9 protein-coding genes are annotated in these 18,657 nt (G+C 45.8%); all 9 read right to left on the reverse strand.

Annotated features, from left to right (window positions below; genetic code table 11):
• Nucleotides 1–3,242, reverse strand: a 3,242-nt coding sequence (locus Q3A68_RS19065) for a beta strand repeat-containing protein (RefSeq protein ID WP_302902721.1), incomplete at its 3' end; no start/stop codon positions are given.
• A gap of 1,012 nt (nucleotides 3,243–4,254) precedes the next feature.
• On the reverse strand, nucleotides 4,255–5,058 hold the full coding sequence (locus Q3A68_RS19070) for a helix-turn-helix domain-containing protein (protein ID WP_302902722.1): 804 nt from the start codon (nucleotides 5,056–5,058) through the stop codon (nucleotides 4,255–4,257).
• Nucleotides 5,059–6,030 (reverse strand): aldo/keto reductase, encoded by a 972-nt coding sequence (locus Q3A68_RS19075; RefSeq protein ID WP_302902723.1) that lies wholly within the window; start codon nucleotides 6,028–6,030, stop codon nucleotides 5,059–5,061.
• A gap of 188 nt (nucleotides 6,031–6,218) precedes the next feature.
• Complete coding sequence (locus Q3A68_RS19080; protein WP_302902724.1) at nucleotides 6,219–8,876, reverse strand: alpha-L-rhamnosidase; 2,658 nt, start codon at nucleotides 8,874–8,876, stop codon at nucleotides 6,219–6,221.
• Nucleotides 8,877–8,957: 81 nt separating this feature from the next.
• The gene (locus Q3A68_RS19085) at nucleotides 8,958–11,087 is read right to left on the reverse strand and encodes a GH92 family glycosyl hydrolase (protein ID WP_302902725.1); all 2,130 of its coding nucleotides are present in this window, start codon (nucleotides 11,085–11,087) and stop codon (nucleotides 8,958–8,960) included.
• A 67-nt stretch (nucleotides 11,088–11,154) separates the two neighbouring features.
• Nucleotides 11,155–12,333: a glycoside hydrolase family 76 protein gene (locus tag Q3A68_RS19090; RefSeq protein ID WP_302902726.1), complete on the reverse strand. Its 1,179-nt coding sequence runs from the start codon at nucleotides 12,331–12,333 to the stop codon at nucleotides 11,155–11,157.
• 52 nt (nucleotides 12,334–12,385) lie between these two features.
• The gene (locus Q3A68_RS19095; protein ID WP_302902727.1) at nucleotides 12,386–13,519 is read right to left on the reverse strand and encodes a SusE domain-containing protein; all 1,134 of its coding nucleotides are present in this window, start codon (nucleotides 13,517–13,519) and stop codon (nucleotides 12,386–12,388) included.
• A 17-nt stretch (nucleotides 13,520–13,536) separates the two neighbouring features.
• The gene (locus Q3A68_RS19100; protein WP_302902728.1) at nucleotides 13,537–15,186 is read right to left on the reverse strand and encodes a RagB/SusD family nutrient uptake outer membrane protein; all 1,650 of its coding nucleotides are present in this window, start codon (nucleotides 15,184–15,186) and stop codon (nucleotides 13,537–13,539) included.
• Between the two features lie 21 nt (nucleotides 15,187–15,207).
• The gene (locus Q3A68_RS19105; RefSeq protein ID WP_302902729.1) at nucleotides 15,208–18,594 is read right to left on the reverse strand and encodes a TonB-dependent receptor; all 3,387 of its coding nucleotides are present in this window, start codon (nucleotides 18,592–18,594) and stop codon (nucleotides 15,208–15,210) included.
• Between the last annotated feature and the right edge of the window lie 63 nt (nucleotides 18,595–18,657).

The raw sequence follows: 18,657 nt of genomic DNA on the forward strand, positions 1-18,657 counted from the left end.
ATCTGATAGGTTAGCGTTGGGTCTGAGTCACCATATATTTTGGTTTTGGCATCCGCTGTGATGGTCACCGGCCTTGCGGTAATATCAAGATTGGCGCCTGAATAGCTCAGCGCATAGTTCGTGCCGAGCGTGACTGTACCCTGGCCGATAGGGTAGCTACCAACAGCTTCTCCCGTAGCTCTTGCAAGTGAACCTGAAAAACTATCCCCGGTTACTACAGTTCCGGAAGTGACTTTATAGGTCAGCGCCGGGTCGGGGTCACCGTAGATTCTTGTTTGGGCATCGGCGGTGATCGTAACGCTGGCAACAGAAATATTGGCGGTCGTCGTCGCTGTTGAATTAAATGAATAATTACCCGCGTCGGTACCAGTTATCGAGATACCCGATACGCTTACAGTTTTGCCGGTGCCGACGTTCTTGTCTGCAAAGTTAGCTGAGGTATAAGTATCAATGAATGCATCACCAGGCAGACGGTTGTCAGTCAGGGTGACCGTTGCTGTGGTAGTGCCGTCATAAACTTTATTTATACCGGTCGCTGCTATCAACAGCGGAAGTTGGGTGATATTCGCTGTCGTAGTTATCGTAGTGCCGGCAAGCGTATAGTTGCCGGACGCAGGTCCCGTTATAGAGAGCGGTGTTACCGTAACAATCTTTCCGCTGCCCACATTTTTGTCTGAAAACGTAGAGGTGGCGAAATGGACAGTAAGATTATCGCCACTGGTTCGGTTATCACTCACTGTTACACTAGCCGCGGTGGTTCCGTCGTAAACTTTGTTTGAAGCCAGGGCTGTTACGGTCAATGTCCTGGAGGTAATACTGGCAGTGGTGGCAGCGCTGGTGTTGAAGCTATAATTACCTGCATCGGCTCCGCCTATAGATATACCACTTACATTGACCGTTTTGGCAGTACCAACAGACGCGCTTGAAAAAGTTGCCGACGTGAACGAATCGGTAAAGACATCGCCGCTTATCCGGTTATCACTCAGGGTGGCCGAAGCTGAATTAGTGCCGTCATAAACTTTATTGGCCGCAGCAGCTGTGATCGTCAAAGCCTTAGCGGTAATATTTGCTGTCGCAGTAGCAGTAGTAGTGCTGAGGCTGTAATTCCCGACATCGGCTCCGCTGATCGATATTCCCGACACACTCACCGTCCTGCCGTTCGCTACAGTTTTATCCGCAAAGCCCGCCGCTATATAGGCGTCTGTTATTATATCCCCGCTTACTTTGTTATCGCTTAAGGATACTGTAGCAGAGGCAGTACCATCGTATGTTTTATTGACGCCGGTTGCTGTAACGGTTATAGGCCTTACCGTAATATCAGCAGTAGTAGTCGTCGTGGTGTTAGCTGCATAGTTAGCGGCATCTGTACCAGTGATCGTAATACCGCTGACCGTTACCGTTTTGCCCGTACCGACATTCTTGTCGGCAAAAGTGGCTGATGAATTAGTGGTTGAAAAAACATCACCGGCTACCCTGTCATCGTTTAGGGTAACAGTAGCCGCAGTGGATCCGTTATAAATTTTATTTGAGGCTGATGCTGTGACGGCTAAGGCTCTGGGTGTAATATTGGCTGTAGTTGTAGCCGTTGTGTTAGCCGTATAATTACCGGCATCTGCACCACTAATCGAAATACCGCTTACAGTCACCGTTTTGCCGTTGGCGACAGTTTTCGATGAAAAAGTTGCCGATGTAAACGCATCGTTAAATACGTCACCGCTTACGCGGTTATCACTTAATGTAACTGTGGCTGCGTTAATCCCATTATATACTTTATTAGATGCGCTGGCGCTGATCGTCAATACTTTAGCAGTAATATTGCCGATCGGATTTGCAGTGGCGTTAAACGTATAATTGCCGGCGTCTGTGCCAGTGATCGAAATACCGCTTACTGTTACCGTTTTGCCGTTGCCTACATTCTTATCGGCATAAGTTGCTGAGGTAAAAGCACCGACAAACACGTCACCTGATACCCTGTTGTCGCCGAGCGTGACCGTGGCAGCGGTCGTTCCGTCATATACCTTGCCGCCACCCGTTACAGTTGCTGTTACCGTTAACGCCCTTGCAGTAAGACTCGCCGTTGTTGATGGAGTCGGTGCTCCTGTCAATGTATAATTCGCAGAACCTAATGTTGGAACGAGTGCCGCCGTTACCGTCTTTCCTGCGCCTACGTTCTTATTCGCAAATGTAGCAGTACCACCTGATGTGGTAACCACGTCAGGGCTAAGAACGCCGCTCAGTGATATTGATGCAATTGCTGCTGTCGTATTACCATCATAAACCTTGTCTGAAGCTGTAAACGACCAGGTTATAGCCAATGGATTAACAGTTAACGTGCCAGTTGCGCTGCTGCCATTAAATGAAGCATCAGCTGTAAAACTGGCTGTAATGGTTGGACTACCTGCAGGGATGCGTGTTCCGCTGAGCGTTAGAGCAATGTTCGGCAGTGTTGCTACACCGGAGCTATTCGTAGTCGCACTTCCCACGGCTGTTCCATTTATTACAAAATTGATAGTTTTACCTTGGATGGCGTTGCCATTTCCTGGCCCGCTCGATTGTGTGAGTGTAGCAGTAAATGTGGCGGTTCCACCATAGGTACCCGTAACATTAGTGACTACTATTTTGGTATTAGGATTGGCATCCGTAAAAGTCACCTGGGCGATTAACCCGGAACTCTGTCCCGTCGCGGTCAATTGAAGCGTTGCCCCATACTCATCCTGATCCGGCGGCACTACCCATGTAGCTGTAATATTTCCGACTGAATCCGCTGTTACTGTCCATGGCTGATGCGCTGTGCTTATCTGATCATCAGCAGGTTCTCCCACATGGAGCACCTGTAGTGTTACAGGCTCATTAACCATAAAACCCGAACCGGTAATGTATACCGTTGATCCCGGAGGATAATCCTGCTGATCAGTCTGTACAGTCGGCTGTTGAGTAGTTTGAGAAAATGCGTAAGGTGAAATAAAATATAGTAAACAGAAAATTATTACCACCCTGGCAGCAAACAAACGTACAACGAAGTTCATTGCCATTACGATGGGCTTCGGTACAAAATCTTTGAACCGTTTATTTTTCCGAGGAAAATCATTGACAACTGGCACGCCCACTTCGGCATAAAAACCATTATCTGTTGATAATTCACCGGCTTCTGTTGAATTTGATCCAAGGGATTTAATTCCTGTTGATAAAAGAACTTTGTCTTTTATAGATAAAATCGGATGCAAGATTCCTTTTTGTGACATGTTAAACTAGTTCTAGGTTGAAATTGGTTGGTGAATACTTACTTAAGGCATTCACCTTTTTGAGGCTTATCGTTACGCTTACCAGAAAATTATATTCCCTGATATTGTATATATTGCTTATGCCTATGCCAACTATCATACCATTCACGAAAAAATGAATGGCATTTTCGTCTTAAACTCCCTTTATTTGCATCAACAGTTATATAAATTGCTTCATGATTTATGGATAAATTGCTTCAAAACTTATTTATAAATTAAAAGAACAATAATTTTAAAAAAATCAATGCGTTGCAGATAATTGCCCAATATGGGGAATAAATATCTGGTAGGTGGGTAAAATAATTGCCATTGTTTACTGATAACTATCACATTATCAATATTATACAAATAACCCTCATAAGATTTTGATTATTAATCACATATATGATTATATGCTGCGTTGATATCCCTGGGTGAAATGCAAAGAAGGAATTCCTTATCTTTTCAATTTTTCATAAAATACAGATCAGGGCCCTTTATAACCGGATATACGTTATCGCGCCTGGACGGCAGACAAACCGCTCTACAAAATATCATAGTCCCTGTGCGTTGCCTGGTTCCGCGAGTGTCAGAACTCAGGGTCTGACGAAAGTATAGTCGGTTTCGTAGATGGCTTCATCAACCAATCTGCCTATGAAAATAACCAATCCCCGCGGCTTCAACCGAAGCCGGCAAGTCATATATTTTGCCCGTAATTACTCAGATAGATCTATTTTAGTTATTGCTAAATATGGCCGGTTATGATTTGTTATCCGACCGGGATCGGCAAGGTTAACTTCGGAAAAATTGCAGCAAGCCGGGCCTGGCTGAAAACGGATGAATGACACGCTTTGGAAACCTAAGGATCGAATCTCCAAGAGCTTGTCCCCAGGAATATCTATCGGACTGCTTAATCCAATTGTGGAAAAAAAGCCTTATATTAATCCTTTGGATGAATACGGATCGAAGAAAATTATAGTAGGGTAGGTGCGGATCAGGCGCTCGGCGCTTTGCCAAACTTTTTCTTAAACGAAGTGGAAAAATGAGCCAGGCTTTCAAAACCCAGGTCCAAATAGATTGCCGATGGTTTCATTTGCTTCTGTTCGATCAGATGTTTCGCTTCAGTTAGGCGCCTGTCCTGCAACCAATGCCGAGGCGGCGCGCCAAAAGTTTTTTGAAAATCCCGCTTAAAACCTGCCAGGCTCCGCCCGGTCAGCTGCGCAAACTTCTCCACCGGCACATTGAAATGATAATTATTGAGCATAAACTTCTTCAGATCGATCTTATGCGGCTCGGCAAAATCAAACAAAAAACTCCGCAAACCAGGCAGGACATACAACAGCAATTTGACACCCTCTTTGATCTTCAGAACACCCATTTCTTCGGTCAACGTGGCTGATGTTCGCCGCGCATAAGGCAGGATAGACTGAAAATAACCCTTCAGAAATTCATCCGGAGGCACCAGAATATTCGGCGGTCCGACATACTTCGGACCTGATTCAATCTTCTCCTCCAGGGCGATCTTCCGCAGCAGATCCTCCTGCAGCGTAATAATGATCGTCTCATAATTTCCGCCCGGCAGAGGCGTCTTGGTGATCGTACCCAACTGGCTCTTGCCAATCAGCAGCATCTGGCCGGCCGACATGGAGATCGTTTGTGCAGTCGTTTCCAGATGGAATGCGCCAGAAACCTGCAAAACCAGGGTATGATGGTTCCAAAAGCATACCTTCTCCTTCCTGGCGGCGGAGAGGTATGCATGGAAAATAACACCGGGAAGAATTTCTTCGTGATTCGTCATTTACCGTTGTAAGTAGGTGCCGCCTAAAATAGCGCCCGGTGCAAAAGTAGTATTTAAGGTATTCATTTCCTCCGGCGTAAAGGTAATCTCCATAGCGGCCGTATTCTCCGGCAAACGCGACCTTCGGCTCATACTTACTAAAGGCATGAACTCAGCGCCCTGGGCATTGACCCAGGCGATGGCGATCTGCGTAGGAGTGAAGCCCTTGTCTTTTGCGAGTTGCTTCAACACCTCCACCTTCTGCAAGTTCTTAACCAGGTTGTCGCCCTGGAAACGCGAAAAGTGCGTGTGGTAATCATTTTCCGGTAGCGGCGCCTTCATTTCACCGGTCAACAAACCCTCTGCCGTATTGGCAAAAGTCACCACCGCGATGCCCAATTCTTTAGCAACAGGTAACAAATCCTTTTCGATCTGGCGGTCAGCTAAAGAATAACCGATCTCCAAAGCGCTGATTGGATAAACGTTATTGGCTTCCCGTAACTGATCCGCAGTAATTTCAGATACGCCGATGTAACGCACCTTACCTTCCTTGACCAGGTCAGCCACCGTGCCGATGATATCGGCTACTGGCACGCTGCCATCCATGCGACAGGGCTGATACAGATCAATGGTCTCGATGCCTAAACGCGTCAGCGAATAATTGATAAAATTTTTGATGGCGATAGGGCGGAGGTCCAAACCCAACCATTGACCGTTATGAAAGATCGCCCCGAATTTCACGCTGATGAAAGCATCGTCCCGACGACCTTTAATGGCCCTGCCAACAAGCATCTCGTTATGCCCGGCACCATAAAAGTCGCCGGTATTTAAAAAGTTGATGCCATTGTCCAGCGCCTGCTGTATAGTGGCTATACTTTCGTTTTCATCCGGCGTCGGGCCGCCCCAGATGGACGACATGCGCATACAGCCCAAACCTAACTTCGATACCTCCGGGCCGTTGATACCTAATTTAATTTTTTGAATGTTTTTCATGACACAAAGGTCAACATGCAGACCTTTGTAAGGTTTCCCTGATGGCTCAATTTACTTTACTCTGCGGCTCACCGTATCTTTACCGCTTGATATTCCGGTTTGTAATTCTTCTCATTCGAGGACATTCTTGGGGGCAAATGCGAATTCATCACGTTAAACATAATTACGCGTCAGTCACGCCCCCTGAGTTACAATTCTAATGTAAACTCATAACGACCAGCCGGTAATCGGAATGTATTTGTGAAGGCAGTCTTGCCATTAATTGTGAGCAGTTTTTTCCCTGCCTTGCCAAGATCGAGATCAGCTGATGTATTTGGCGGAACAATTAATTTATAATGGATCTGATGCCCTTTGGTCTGCCAGGATGAAGTGATCCTGCCGAAAGGGCTGTCATGCCTCGATTCAAGATCTGTAATTAGAAAATTAGGACTAACCTCAAAATGTCTGAAGCCGGGTTGCGCCTCGTCAGTTTTTATGCCACCTAATGCCTTAAACATCCAGGCACTAATCTCGCCGAACATAATGTGGTTGAGGGACAGGTCACGCTTCAGCTCAATATTCCAGTTTTCGTATAAGGTGGTTGCCCCGTTTACTATCCACCATCCCCACGATGGAAATGTGTTCTGTGTTGCCAGTTTATACGCCGTTTCTGCCTGGCCGTTGTCACTTAACGCTCCCAATATAGCTTTCGCCCCCAAAATGCCGACGTCCAGATGATAATTATTCGCAGCAACGGACCTTGCCAGTATAACTGCGGCTTTTTCTTTCAGTTGGTTCGGTACAATGCCCCAATATAGTGGCACAGCCTGCTCGGTTTGATAACCATCTGCGTACTGACCGGTTTGAATGTTTAAATATTTAGCATTGATGGCATTCTTGATTTTGGAGGCGAGAGCTGAATAGGTAGCTGCATCTGCCGATTTTCCTAATAATTTGGCGGTTTTTGCTAAGATGTTAGCATCAACGTAGTAATAAACGGAAGACGTTAGTTCTACAGGGGTTTTTGATTTTACCGGCGCCCAGTCGCCCAAACCCCATGTCGTCAAACCAGTCGGATATAATTCATTGATATGATCCACATAGCGTTTAATGTTATCATAGTTATCGCGTAATATCTTATCGTCACCATAAAAGACGTATACATTCCATGGAATTATAGCTATCGTGCTTGTCCAGTCGGGACCATTACCCCATTCATAGCCCCAGCCATCGCTCGGAATAATGGACGGCAATACGCCATTGGGTTGCTGCTCGTCGCGGTGATCGGCAAGCCATTTTTCATAAACGGTGATGCTATCAAAATTATATAATCCGGTTTCACTGGCTATATGAGCATCTCCGGTCCAGCCGTTCTTTTCGCGCTGCGGGCAATCGGTTGGATAACCAAACAGATTAGAAAGATAAGACGCGTTAGTAGCCTCATAGATTTTGTTGATGAGATCACTTGAGGTATGGATATAACCTACTTGCTTCACATCGCTGTGCATAAACCAGGCGCTCAGGCTTTCCTTTGTTAATTTAATGGGTTTATTACTCACCACTTCTACATACTGAAAGCCTTTGTAATTAAAGTGCGGCATAAAAGTTTCGGGGCCTTTGCCATGAAGCCTGTATATATCGGTAGCGTACGGATCGAAAGCTTTGGTGGCGGTATCGAGGAAATAGTCTACATTGCTTTGATCCGGATACCCGTTGGGATAAAGTTTTTCGGCATGGATAACGCGCACGACCGTACTCGAATCACCCTCCAGCGTAATTTGTGTCACACCGGCAATATTGCGCCCGATATCGAAGATGTAAGTCGTATCATTCAGCTTTTTCAAAGTCACAGGGACTATCTTTTCAACATTCCGGATCGGCTGGATGGCCTGTGCTACGATCTTCTGCGCGGGCGCCTGCCGGTTGATCACATTGTGCCATTTACTATCATCAAAATCCGGCCTATCCCATCCCGGTTGTTCCATGCGGGCATCGTAATGTTCGCCGGTATAAATGCTATTGTAAATGACCGGGCTAAGCGACGTTTTCCAGTCCTTACCGGAGGTGATTACCTGCGCCGAGCCATCGCTATAGGTGATCCGCAGGTCCAGGCAAAAGGCAGGACGGTTGCGCCATGGAGCGCGCTCAAAATCCCATACCCCTATTGATTGAAAATTATACCAGCCATTGCCAAGCAATACGCCGATGGCATTTTTGCCGGTTTTCAGATTTGCGGTCACATCGTATGTCACATAGAGCGTCCTGCGGTCAAAGCGGGTATACATCGGATCGAGGCGATGGTCGCCTATCTTTTGCCCGTTGACATAAAGCTCATACAATCCCACTGCACTGATGTAGGCCCGCGCAGAAACGATGTGTTTCGAAGTCTCGAATGCTTTCCGAAAATAAGGTGCTGCTTTAGTTTTGATGGTTTCTCCATCACTTATCCACGATCCCTGCCAGTTTGATGAGAGCATCATACCCGTTTCAAAACTGCTTGCTGCCGGTTTACAGGGCCTGCCATTTTTATCCCATAAGATTATACGCCAATAGTATTTGGTAAATGGCTGCAAGGGTTTACCATTGTAGACTGCCAGGTTAGTATTTGAATTTGTTTGATGGAACACCCAATTATCGCCATTGCCTTTAACGACTTCGGCAGAATCCGTACCGACAGCTATTTGGTAACCTGTTTGCCTGGCACCCGGGCGGGAATCATCCATTTGCCAGGTAAAACGTGGATGCGGGTTGTCTATACCCAGGGGTATAGACAAATACTCGCATTCCAGTTTACGTATTTGAGCGTTTTGTCCACGGCAAAAGCAAGGCAGGGTCAGGAAAATAATAAAGTATTTAAAAAGTCTCATTTATAAGAATAGGTGATTAGCAATCTTACAAAAATAATACTTCGTTTTTTTCAACTGTCCCCCACTGTTCGAGACTGTTCTTTATTCGGTACCAATCTCCAGCGTCTTGCCTTCTTTTAGCTCTTTGTCGGTTATCAGATACCCATTTAATTTTTTCCCGCCATAATTCAAAGACGAAATCTTTTTCCCCGATTTTCTTTTAACGATCGAATACGTCTTGCCATTAGCCAGTTCGATGTGGACCTGGTTGAAAAGTGGCACCGAAATCATGTATTGTGGGTCGGCAGGGGAAAACGGATAAAACCCCATTGCGTTAAACACATACCATGAGGACATCTCGCCCGCATCATCCATTCCGGCATAGGAAAGATGCTCTTTCCCCAAATCGTAAAAATGGTTCATGATGCTATCCAGTATGACTTGTGATTTCTTCTGTTTGCCTACAAAATAATATAGGAACGGGTAACTATGGTCGGGCTGATTGCCCTGGCAATACTGGCCGATAAAGCCGGAAATGTTGTAAGCCTCATCACCTTTCCAGGGAACGCTAAAAAGCGAATCCAGTTTGTTTTCAAAAGCGCTCTGACTTTTATACAGACCGATGAGGCCCGGCACATCATGTGGTACAAAAAATGAAGATTGCCAGGCGTTGGCCTCGCGGTACATATATTCATAATATGGATAATATGGATTAAAATTTTTTACCCAATCGCCGTTTGCCAAGCGTCCTTCCATAAAGCCGTTGGCGGGGTTAAATACATTTTTATAGTTTTTGGTTCGCTTCATCAACATGCGGTAGCTGGCGGTATCATTTAGTTGCTTTGCCAGTAGCGCAACGGCATAGTCATCATAGGCATACTCCAGCGTTTTAGTGACTGCCGCCTTAGTCACTGTTTCGGTAACAGGATTAGGTACATCAAGCTCGGATATATAACCTTTCGTGTTATACTCATCTACATATTTCCTGGTACCCTCGACGGTGGCATTTTTTAGCATCAGGCGATAGGCAGCATTTACATCGAAGTCTCTCAATCCTCTCAGATATGAGCCTGTGATAAACACCGACGCGTGATCACCATGAAAGAAAGTGGGCATAAAACCGGCAATCTCACCTTTATCGATCAGCGATTTGATTACATCGATAGTTACCTTTGGTGAAAGCAGACCCAGCAGGATCAGTTTGTTGCGATAATCATCCCAAAGAGACGGTTCTGTATAATAATTAAAGCCCTTGTTTTGCACTTTCCCGTTCAAATCGATAAAATCGCCATTTATGTCGCTTCTCAAGGCAGGCCAGAGAAATGAGCGGTATAGGCATGAATAAAATATACCTTTTTGTCTTTCTGTCCCACCGGCGACTGAAATCTTTGATAGCAAATTTCCCCAGGTTGACGTCGCTTCGCCTCTGACCTGGTTGAAGCTTTTGCCGAGCATTTCTTTCTCCAGATTCTCTTTTGCATTTTTTACGCTCACAAAAGAAAACCCGATCTGTAGTTCAAGCGGCTTATCTCCCTTGGCAAAATGGACCACCTGGATGATCACTGCATCTTTCTTTATCGAATCAATCTTATCGACCTTCTGATTAGCGACCGCATAAAAGTAAAGTTTCTCTCCTGTCTGCTGAAAGCCGGTAAACGTATGATCGTTTTCACGATGTATGTTCCAGCTTCTAACCCTTTCGTTAGACAGGGCAAGGTTTGCTACGACCTCTTTATCAGCGCCGGGTCTGAAGGTGTACTTGTGAAATGCGCAACGCAGGGTTGATGTCAGCTCAGCATTAATGCCATACCGCTCCAGATAAACCTGGTAATAGCCAGGATGCGCTGCTTCGTTTTTGTGACTATAGGCAGATTTGTAATCCTCAGGATTAATGGTTCCGGTAACAGGCATCAACGGCACATTGCATAAGTTCCAGTGGCCTTTGCTGGTGTGGGCAAATCCATAAATTACCGTATCTTCATATTGATAACCCGATCCGCTGTGAAACTGCGTAACCGGCGTCAATTGCACCATTGCATTAGGCAAGGACGCACCAGGGAATACCTCAGCACCCCATGTTCGGTGGGTGGGCGTAAAACCAAGGTCCTTTTTATCCCAGAGGGTTGCCGTACCTAAAAGCGGATTGACGTAGTCAACGGGTTTTTTTTGCGCCAGCAATTGGCTGGCTGCAAGCAAAAGCATTATGGTTATCCAAAGGTTCTTTTCAGACATAGCATTTTGTTTTTAGTAAGGGTAGATGCAGGGCGTAATTTTTGAAATGTTCGTGCATTTATAAATATTATTGAATCAGTGAGGCGGATTTTAACCTGCCTGCCGCTTCCATCATTATCACTCCACTTAATTGCGTCGTCAAATCGGTGCTGCCTGATGGCTGCATAGTCCAGTCAGGGCTGATCATTAATGATGGCCGCGATATACCTTTGTAATAAAGCGTCTGCACATTCCTTTGTAAAAAAGAGGCATACTTAGTGCGGTCGCTTTCATCGAGAGCCGTTAGCTGTACAAGATCGGTCAGGTAACGCGCTGCCACGGCTTTGAACAGGCCGCCATCACCCTGGCCTTCGTTTTTTAAAATTCCGTTGGGGGAAAGGTTCGGATCAGCTATCAGGTTGTTGGCCACCGATTCGGCATCCTGCAGATAGCTGGCATCTTTTGTACAATTGTACAACTCCACAGCTGAGCCTATGAACAGCCCCTGATTATAGGTAAATTCCCAGCTATCGATTTGGCCATCCTGGTTGCGGTTGATGCCATCATAAACCACGCCAACAGGAGTGACCAGCGTCGATTTCATCCACGTGTATAAGCTTTTGGCAAACGTCAAGTCGGCCTGGTTGCCGTTCAACTCATAAAATCTTGCTGCCAGAATAGTGGCGTTCCCGGTAGAGGGAATATTTTTGTAATAGAGCTGACTTCGTTGCCAGGCTATTCCACCTCCTTCCGTATTATTGTAACCGCCTTTGATCTCGGTATACAGTGTTTGCGCTACAGCCAGGTAATCGGCATCGTTTAGTGTAACGTAACTCCTTAAACTTGCATTTGCCAGCCACCCCATGTCGTCATAAAACTCGTTAGCATACGCGCCGCCGTTCTTTATTTTAATGCCATTGAGCAGAGCCTTCATACGTGCCGAATATTGTCCGTTTTTGGTGCGCAGGTAACCGTCCAGCAACATATCCAGCACATGAGCCTGCGGCCAGTAGTTGAAAGTAGTGTTGCCCTGGTTGTTCTGTACAAAATAGTTCCGGTCGGCGGAAATGAAGGTGTTGTAGGTAGCGGTCTGTAACGAGTCAGATAACAACGCATAATCGTACGTTAGTGGCTTAGTCGTTACAGAAGTATCGGTGCGGCCACCTTTGCCGGCTCCCGGGTCATTGTTTTTTGAACAACTGCTGGCTATTAATGCTGCTGAAATTGACGATAACGTTATCAGACTTCGTATACGTTTAGATATCATAATATGTGGGTTTTAAACAAAGGGCCGCTTTAAAACGGCCCTTGCCATTAGATTATTGAAGCGTCACACTGTTGGTGTACTGCGTAATAGTTGGGCTAAAGTTCACGTTGATATTACACTTCTTGCCGCTGTAGCCTGGTACCATCTTAAAGCAGTTATCCCACTGTGAGCCATTCACAGGATACATATAAAAGTATGATAGCTGCGTACTGGTTGTTGGATCAGGATTGTCCTGATTGGCGCTGCCATACCATTCATCCCCCTGGTTACCAGCGGCATCCTTGACAATAAAATGATATTTATAACGACTCTCATCGCCCCACGGTTCCTGCGGGATCACTACGTCAGCTCCGTCAATCTCCCACTGACTGTTGCCAATGTAAGGCAACGTAAACCATGTTTTATCGTCGATTGCCAAGTACATGTTTACTGATACGATCTGAGTGAGTATTGCGGCTGCATTGTTGAAATCGAGCGAGATACGGTACACGGTCTTATTACCGCTTACTGTAGTTTCGCCGTTGAGCGCCAGGCTAACGCCGTTGATTGAATAAGTAGTCGGTGTACCGGTGTTATTATCAATTAATTTATAAGTACCCGGCTGCAGCGACGTATAAAGTTCAAAAACGCCATCGCTTAATTTTTTAAACGGAATGGCTTTAGAGGCATCTTCGCCCTGTTCAGAAGCTGAACCGGTAAGGTATAAAGCACTCGGAACGGTCGCGAAACCGGCAGGGCGAGTCAGCTGCAGCGTATGACTTGTTGTACTTACCTTGTTATTGGTAACTTTCGACGTGACCACTGCCCATTTCAGGGTGCCGGAGGCCAGGGCTGCTATGCCGGCGCTATTAGCGATCATATTCAGTGTTTTCTGCGATATGGTGGCCTGTGTCTGAACACCTGAACCATCTGACATCACCGTGTAGATGGGCTTACTGAAGTCGCCACCTGTTTTGTCAAATACCACCTCATATAGAACCAGGTCAGCAGATGCACTTGCCGCCCATTTAAATACGACGCTCGCGCCTGTGGTTGGTGCTATATTTATGCTCGTATCGTTTAGAGGGCTATTGATTGTGGTAACCGGTTGAACGCTCGTATTAAGCGCTCTGACATCTTTTTTACAAGAATAGAAGGTTGTGGCGCATATCATCGCCATCAAACCTAATAAGAATATCTTTTTCATCTTTTGTCGTTAATAGATTAATAGCCAGGGTTCTGAGTGAGATTTTTGTCAAGGCTTACATCATTGGCCGGTAATGGCCACAAATAATCCCTGCCTGGGTTAAATGTTCTTTTTTGAGCCCTGATGAAACCGTTGTCGGTCGAAGGGTCGCCCGAAAATTGAGCGCCGTGCGCGTAGCCGTTCATTACGGTTTCCGCAGTCCGCCACCTTCTGATATCATCGGTACGCAACCCTTCTAATGCCAGTTCCACACGCCTTTCCGCACGAATGATATTGGTCATGTCGCCCGAAGCCGGATAACCTGTGGCACCCGGATCGGTAAACCCAGCTCTTTTTCTTAATGCACCAATTGTTTGATCCCAAACAGTTGCATTCATTTGTCCGAGGCTGTTTTTTGCTTCCGCGTAATCCAGCAGTACTTCCGCATACCTGATCAGGTGAAGATTCAAGCCTGATATATATTCCGCTTGTGCACTTGGATCGAAATATTTACGCCAGTAATATCCTGTTGGTGATGAGCTTTGGCGGCCTCCTACATATTCATCAGGCCCGTTGGGATTTGCCTGACTGTCGGACGGGTCACTTCCAGGTTTGATATAAATTGTTTTGGATGTTCCGTTGGCTCCTCCTTCAGCGTCCCATTGATAGCCATCATAGACGATACTTGCCGCAAGGCGTGGATCGCGGTTGGCATACGGATTACTTGCATCGTAGCCAGAGCCCGGGTCAGTGATTGCTTTCCCATTTAGCATTACATAATCATTGACAAGCTCCTGGGTAGGGGCCATCGAGTTTACACGACCGCCGACAGAAACCGGCGCAAAGTCCCAGAAATCCTGCCAGGTGCGTTTAGTCGGCACATATTGAAGCGACAGGATCGTTTCATTATTGGTTTTGTTGATAGTAGGGTCGCTGAACAACGCGGTATAACTTGGGTTTAGCGCATAAGAACCGTTGGTAGCCTGGTCGTTCATTAATTTTTCGCACACGGTCGCAACATCCTGCATCCTGTTTCCCTGGTATAGTAGAACCCGTGCTTCCAAAGCTAGTGCCGCCCCCTTAGTTATCCGGCCGTTTTCGTTTGCCGGTAATTGATCCTTTGAAGGAAGATCAGCAGTAATGGCCTCCAGTTCAGAGATAATAAAATTGATCACATCAGCTTTTGGAGTGCGCGAAACAGTTTTAGACTCCTCCTGTGTGATATTATAGTTGATCAGCGGTACATCCCCGTACCATTTTTCCAGGTTAAAATGCTCAAAGGCGCGGATAAACCTGGTTTCTGCCGTCAGACGGGCGACGGTTGCTGCAGGCAGGGTCTTATTCTGTTTTATACCGTCCAGTAACTCGTTGCACGATTTGATGCAGGAATAGTAATAGGACCAATCGCCGGCGAATTTGCCGGTCAGCGGAGTAGCATTGCCACTGGAAATAATAGTTACGTCGCCAGCCGAGCTAAAGGCATTATCTGACAACGCTTCTTCTGTAAAATAAAGGTTGGAATTGTACATAATGCTATAATTGTTATATAATGCATTGTACACATTCGCATCAACCTTCCAGAAAGTCAGGTCGGTAAACCGGTCTGTTGGCGCGATATCCAGCTTTTTGCATCCGGATGCAATTGCGATAACCACTGTTATGATGAGAAGCTTATTTAAAAGTTTCATGTCTTTGATTTTAAATGATAATTATTGGAATGTAAGATCAATACCACCTCCGTAAAAAATTGGGAGCAAGTAACTGCGCGCACTGGTCGAGGAGGTGAACCCTACGTTGTTGCCAAACTCCGTAAGCTCCGGATCAACAAATTTGAGCTTGGTCAGGGTTACCAGGTTTTGACCGGTAAGGTAAACCCTAAGTTTTTTGATGCCGGTTTTTGATAACAACTTCGGTGGTATCGTGTAGCCAACGGTCACATTTTTAAGCCTGGTATATGCCGCATTGAACTTATACAGATCTGAGCCATGCTGCCAATTATTCGTATTTGATGCTGAACCAGCTATGGCGATACGGGGGAAACGCGCATTCGGATTTTCAGGCGTCCAGAAATCGGTTTGATGATCAAAAAGTGTTGCGCTATAATTAGCGTGGAAAGGTTCAACCAATTCGCCACGTAAGAATTCATCCCGTTTACCTACCCCTTGAATAAACATGCTAAAATCGAAACCAGCGTATGCAATGCGATAAGTAAAACCAAAGGTATACCGTGGAAAGGGATTGCCCAGTACGGTTTTATCATTGTCGTCAATCTTGCCATCATTATTCAAGTCTTTAAACTTCAGGTCACCCAAACCTACTACCGCTCCTGCGGGTTTTGGATAACTGTTCAGATCGCTTTGGTTTTGATAATAGCCGTTGGTTTTGTAACCGTAATATTCTGTTATAGGCAAGCCTACTTTTCGTATCAACTGAAAAACATCTTCATTATAGATTTGCTGCGTGGTGTTGCCGGTTAGCTTTAATAATTTATTCTGGCTATCGGCTATATTCCCACTAAAGCTTTGGGTTACTGCACCAGTTTTTAAGGTATAAGTGATTTCTGCCTCCCAACCCTGGTCACGTACCTTTGCGACATTCTCATTGGCAGGTGAGGCACCAAACAGCGATGGCACATCAGTAGGCGCCTGTAAGATGTCGCTTGTCGTTTTATTGAAGTAGTTAAAGCTTCCGTACAACTTATCATTAAACAAACCGAAATCAACTCCTATATTAAATGTCGCCGCCCTTTCCCAGGTAATGAATGGGTTTGACTGGTAAGTGCCGGCGCCCCCATGCAGAATATTGTTAAACCCATAGGCCACCGGGTAATTAAAGTAAGTGGTTTCATACTGGTAGTTGGCCACGTTTTGATTACCAAGCACACCGTAAGAGGCCTTCAGCTTTAAGTGAGTCAGCGTATTTTTTACCGGCTGCATAAACGATTCGTCGCTGATCTGCCAGCCAGCGTTCACCGAAGGAAAGAAGCTTGCCCGATGCCCTTTTGCAAATTTTGACGAAGCATCATCACGGAATACAAAGTCAAGGAAATAGCGGTTATTGTAATCGTAGTTAATACGGCCAAATGCCGACAGCAGGCTGCTTGCATCAACGCCGATATCCGTGTTTGACGATGTGCTGATGATGGTGCCGGTTGTAGCGGTACCCAGTAGCGGGTCGGTGTATTGCTCGGACAAACTAAAACCGCGTGAATTATACGCCTCGCTCGAGACACCTATGGTTCCATGCAAATGATGTTTATTAAAAGCCTTGGTATAATCGAGATAAACCTGGGTGTTAAATATCGAGGTTTTGGCATTGTTATTGGATACGGTACGATCATCGCCCGAAACGCCCTGCGGTAGGTAATGCTGTTCGATGTCGCGATAGAAATTGCCGTTATTATCCAGCGTTCCACCAAAGACGCCTGTCAGGTTAAGACCCTTGACGATCGTTAAAGTACCGTTTAAGTTGCCGAATATTTCGTCGCCGTCAAACTGATTATAACCGCCATTTTTTAAAATCGCTAATTGGTTAAATTGGGAAGATACGGGGTTGGTCAGGTAGTTGCCTTGTGCATCCTGCCAGTTGTAGTTGGCCGGTACGCGGTTGGCGTCTGCGAAAATATTATTATCGTTCGATGCGTTGGTCTTGTTACGGCTTTTTGTATAGTTCAGGATGGCATTGAATTTGAACTTACCAACCACTGTCGACTCGTTTACGCGCAGGTTGTATTTCTGATAACCAAACTTGCTGCCGGATCCGCCATTACCTACAAAATTACTCAATTGGTTCTGGTAGCCTGCGCCGACAAAATACGATGTATTTTCGCCGCCCCCGGTAACATTAATGTTTTGGGAGGTCATTGGCGCATCATACAATAAATGATTTACATCCCAGGTGCCGCGACCCTGCACCGCTATCGCCTGGATTTGATCCGGCGTATAAGCGGGAGGAAGTCCGGAATTGATCAGGGCCTCATTCTTATAATAGGCATTGTCCGCAGCGTCCACCTTATGTACGAGTATATCCGGCTTTTGAATGCCATAATTGCCGCTATAGTTAACGGATGCTTTTTCATGCAGTTTGCCACTTTTAGTTGTGATGAGTATAACGCCGTTAGCCGACCGCGAACCATAAATAGCAGCGGAGCCGGCATCCTTCAGTATAGTAACGTTAGCGATGTCGTTAGGATTTAACGTAGCCAGGTTGCCAAGGCCCTGCATAACGATACCATCTATAACAACCAGCGGCGAATTATCACCTGTGGTGCCTACGCCTCTGATATTAACTACCGGAGTAGCGCCAGGATCAAGCACCGGCTGCTGAATGATCAGGTTAGGAGATTCGCCTTGCAGTGACTGTAAAGTGTTCATATTAGGCTTGCCGCTGATATCCTTTGATCCCACGGTGCTTACAGCGCCATTGATATTTGAACGCTTTTGCGTTCCATAGCCAACCACTACAAGTTCATTAAGGTTGGTATTAATTTCCTTCAGCCGGACGTTTATCGGTCCATTACCAGATACCGGAACATCTGCTCGGGCATATCCAATGAATGAAAATTCCAAAACGGCATTATCAGCAACCGTTATACTATATTCCCCTTTCGCATCGGTAATTACTGTATTGGTCGTATTTTTTTCTCTGACCGTTACGCCAGGTAAAGGCATATTGGTTGTATCGGTGACCGTACCTGCTATCGTAATTTTTTGAATTTCGAGCTGGGAAGCAGGCAGCTTTTTAGTGATCAGAATGCTGGTATTCGTTATTGTGTATGACAAGGGCTGGTCACTAAAGCAAATATCCAGCGCCTGCTTTAAAGGAACATCATCCAGCTTTAAGGTTACCGTGTGTGAACTTTTCAGATCTTCCGCATTGTACAAAAAATCATAGTTGGTTTGCGCCTGTATTTTTTCAAACACATCCCTGATACTTGCCTTTTTAACCTTTAGGGTGACCTTCTGAGCAAAAGTTGCCGCCGAGACTTGAAGAAAGGTTGCTGTCAGCAATAGCAGCGTTAGTTTCATGACGAGCAGTGGTTTATAAATGTAGCCGCGCACGCCGCCCCATTTAAAATCGGTAAAAATTTTATACATTTGATTGTTAGGTTAATTAATTGATTGTATAAGCTGCAATTGGTATGATTATCCGACATTAGC

This window comes from Mucilaginibacter tolerans (genome assembly GCF_030519375.1).
Lineage (GTDB): Bacteria > Bacteroidota > Bacteroidia > Sphingobacteriales > Sphingobacteriaceae > Mucilaginibacter.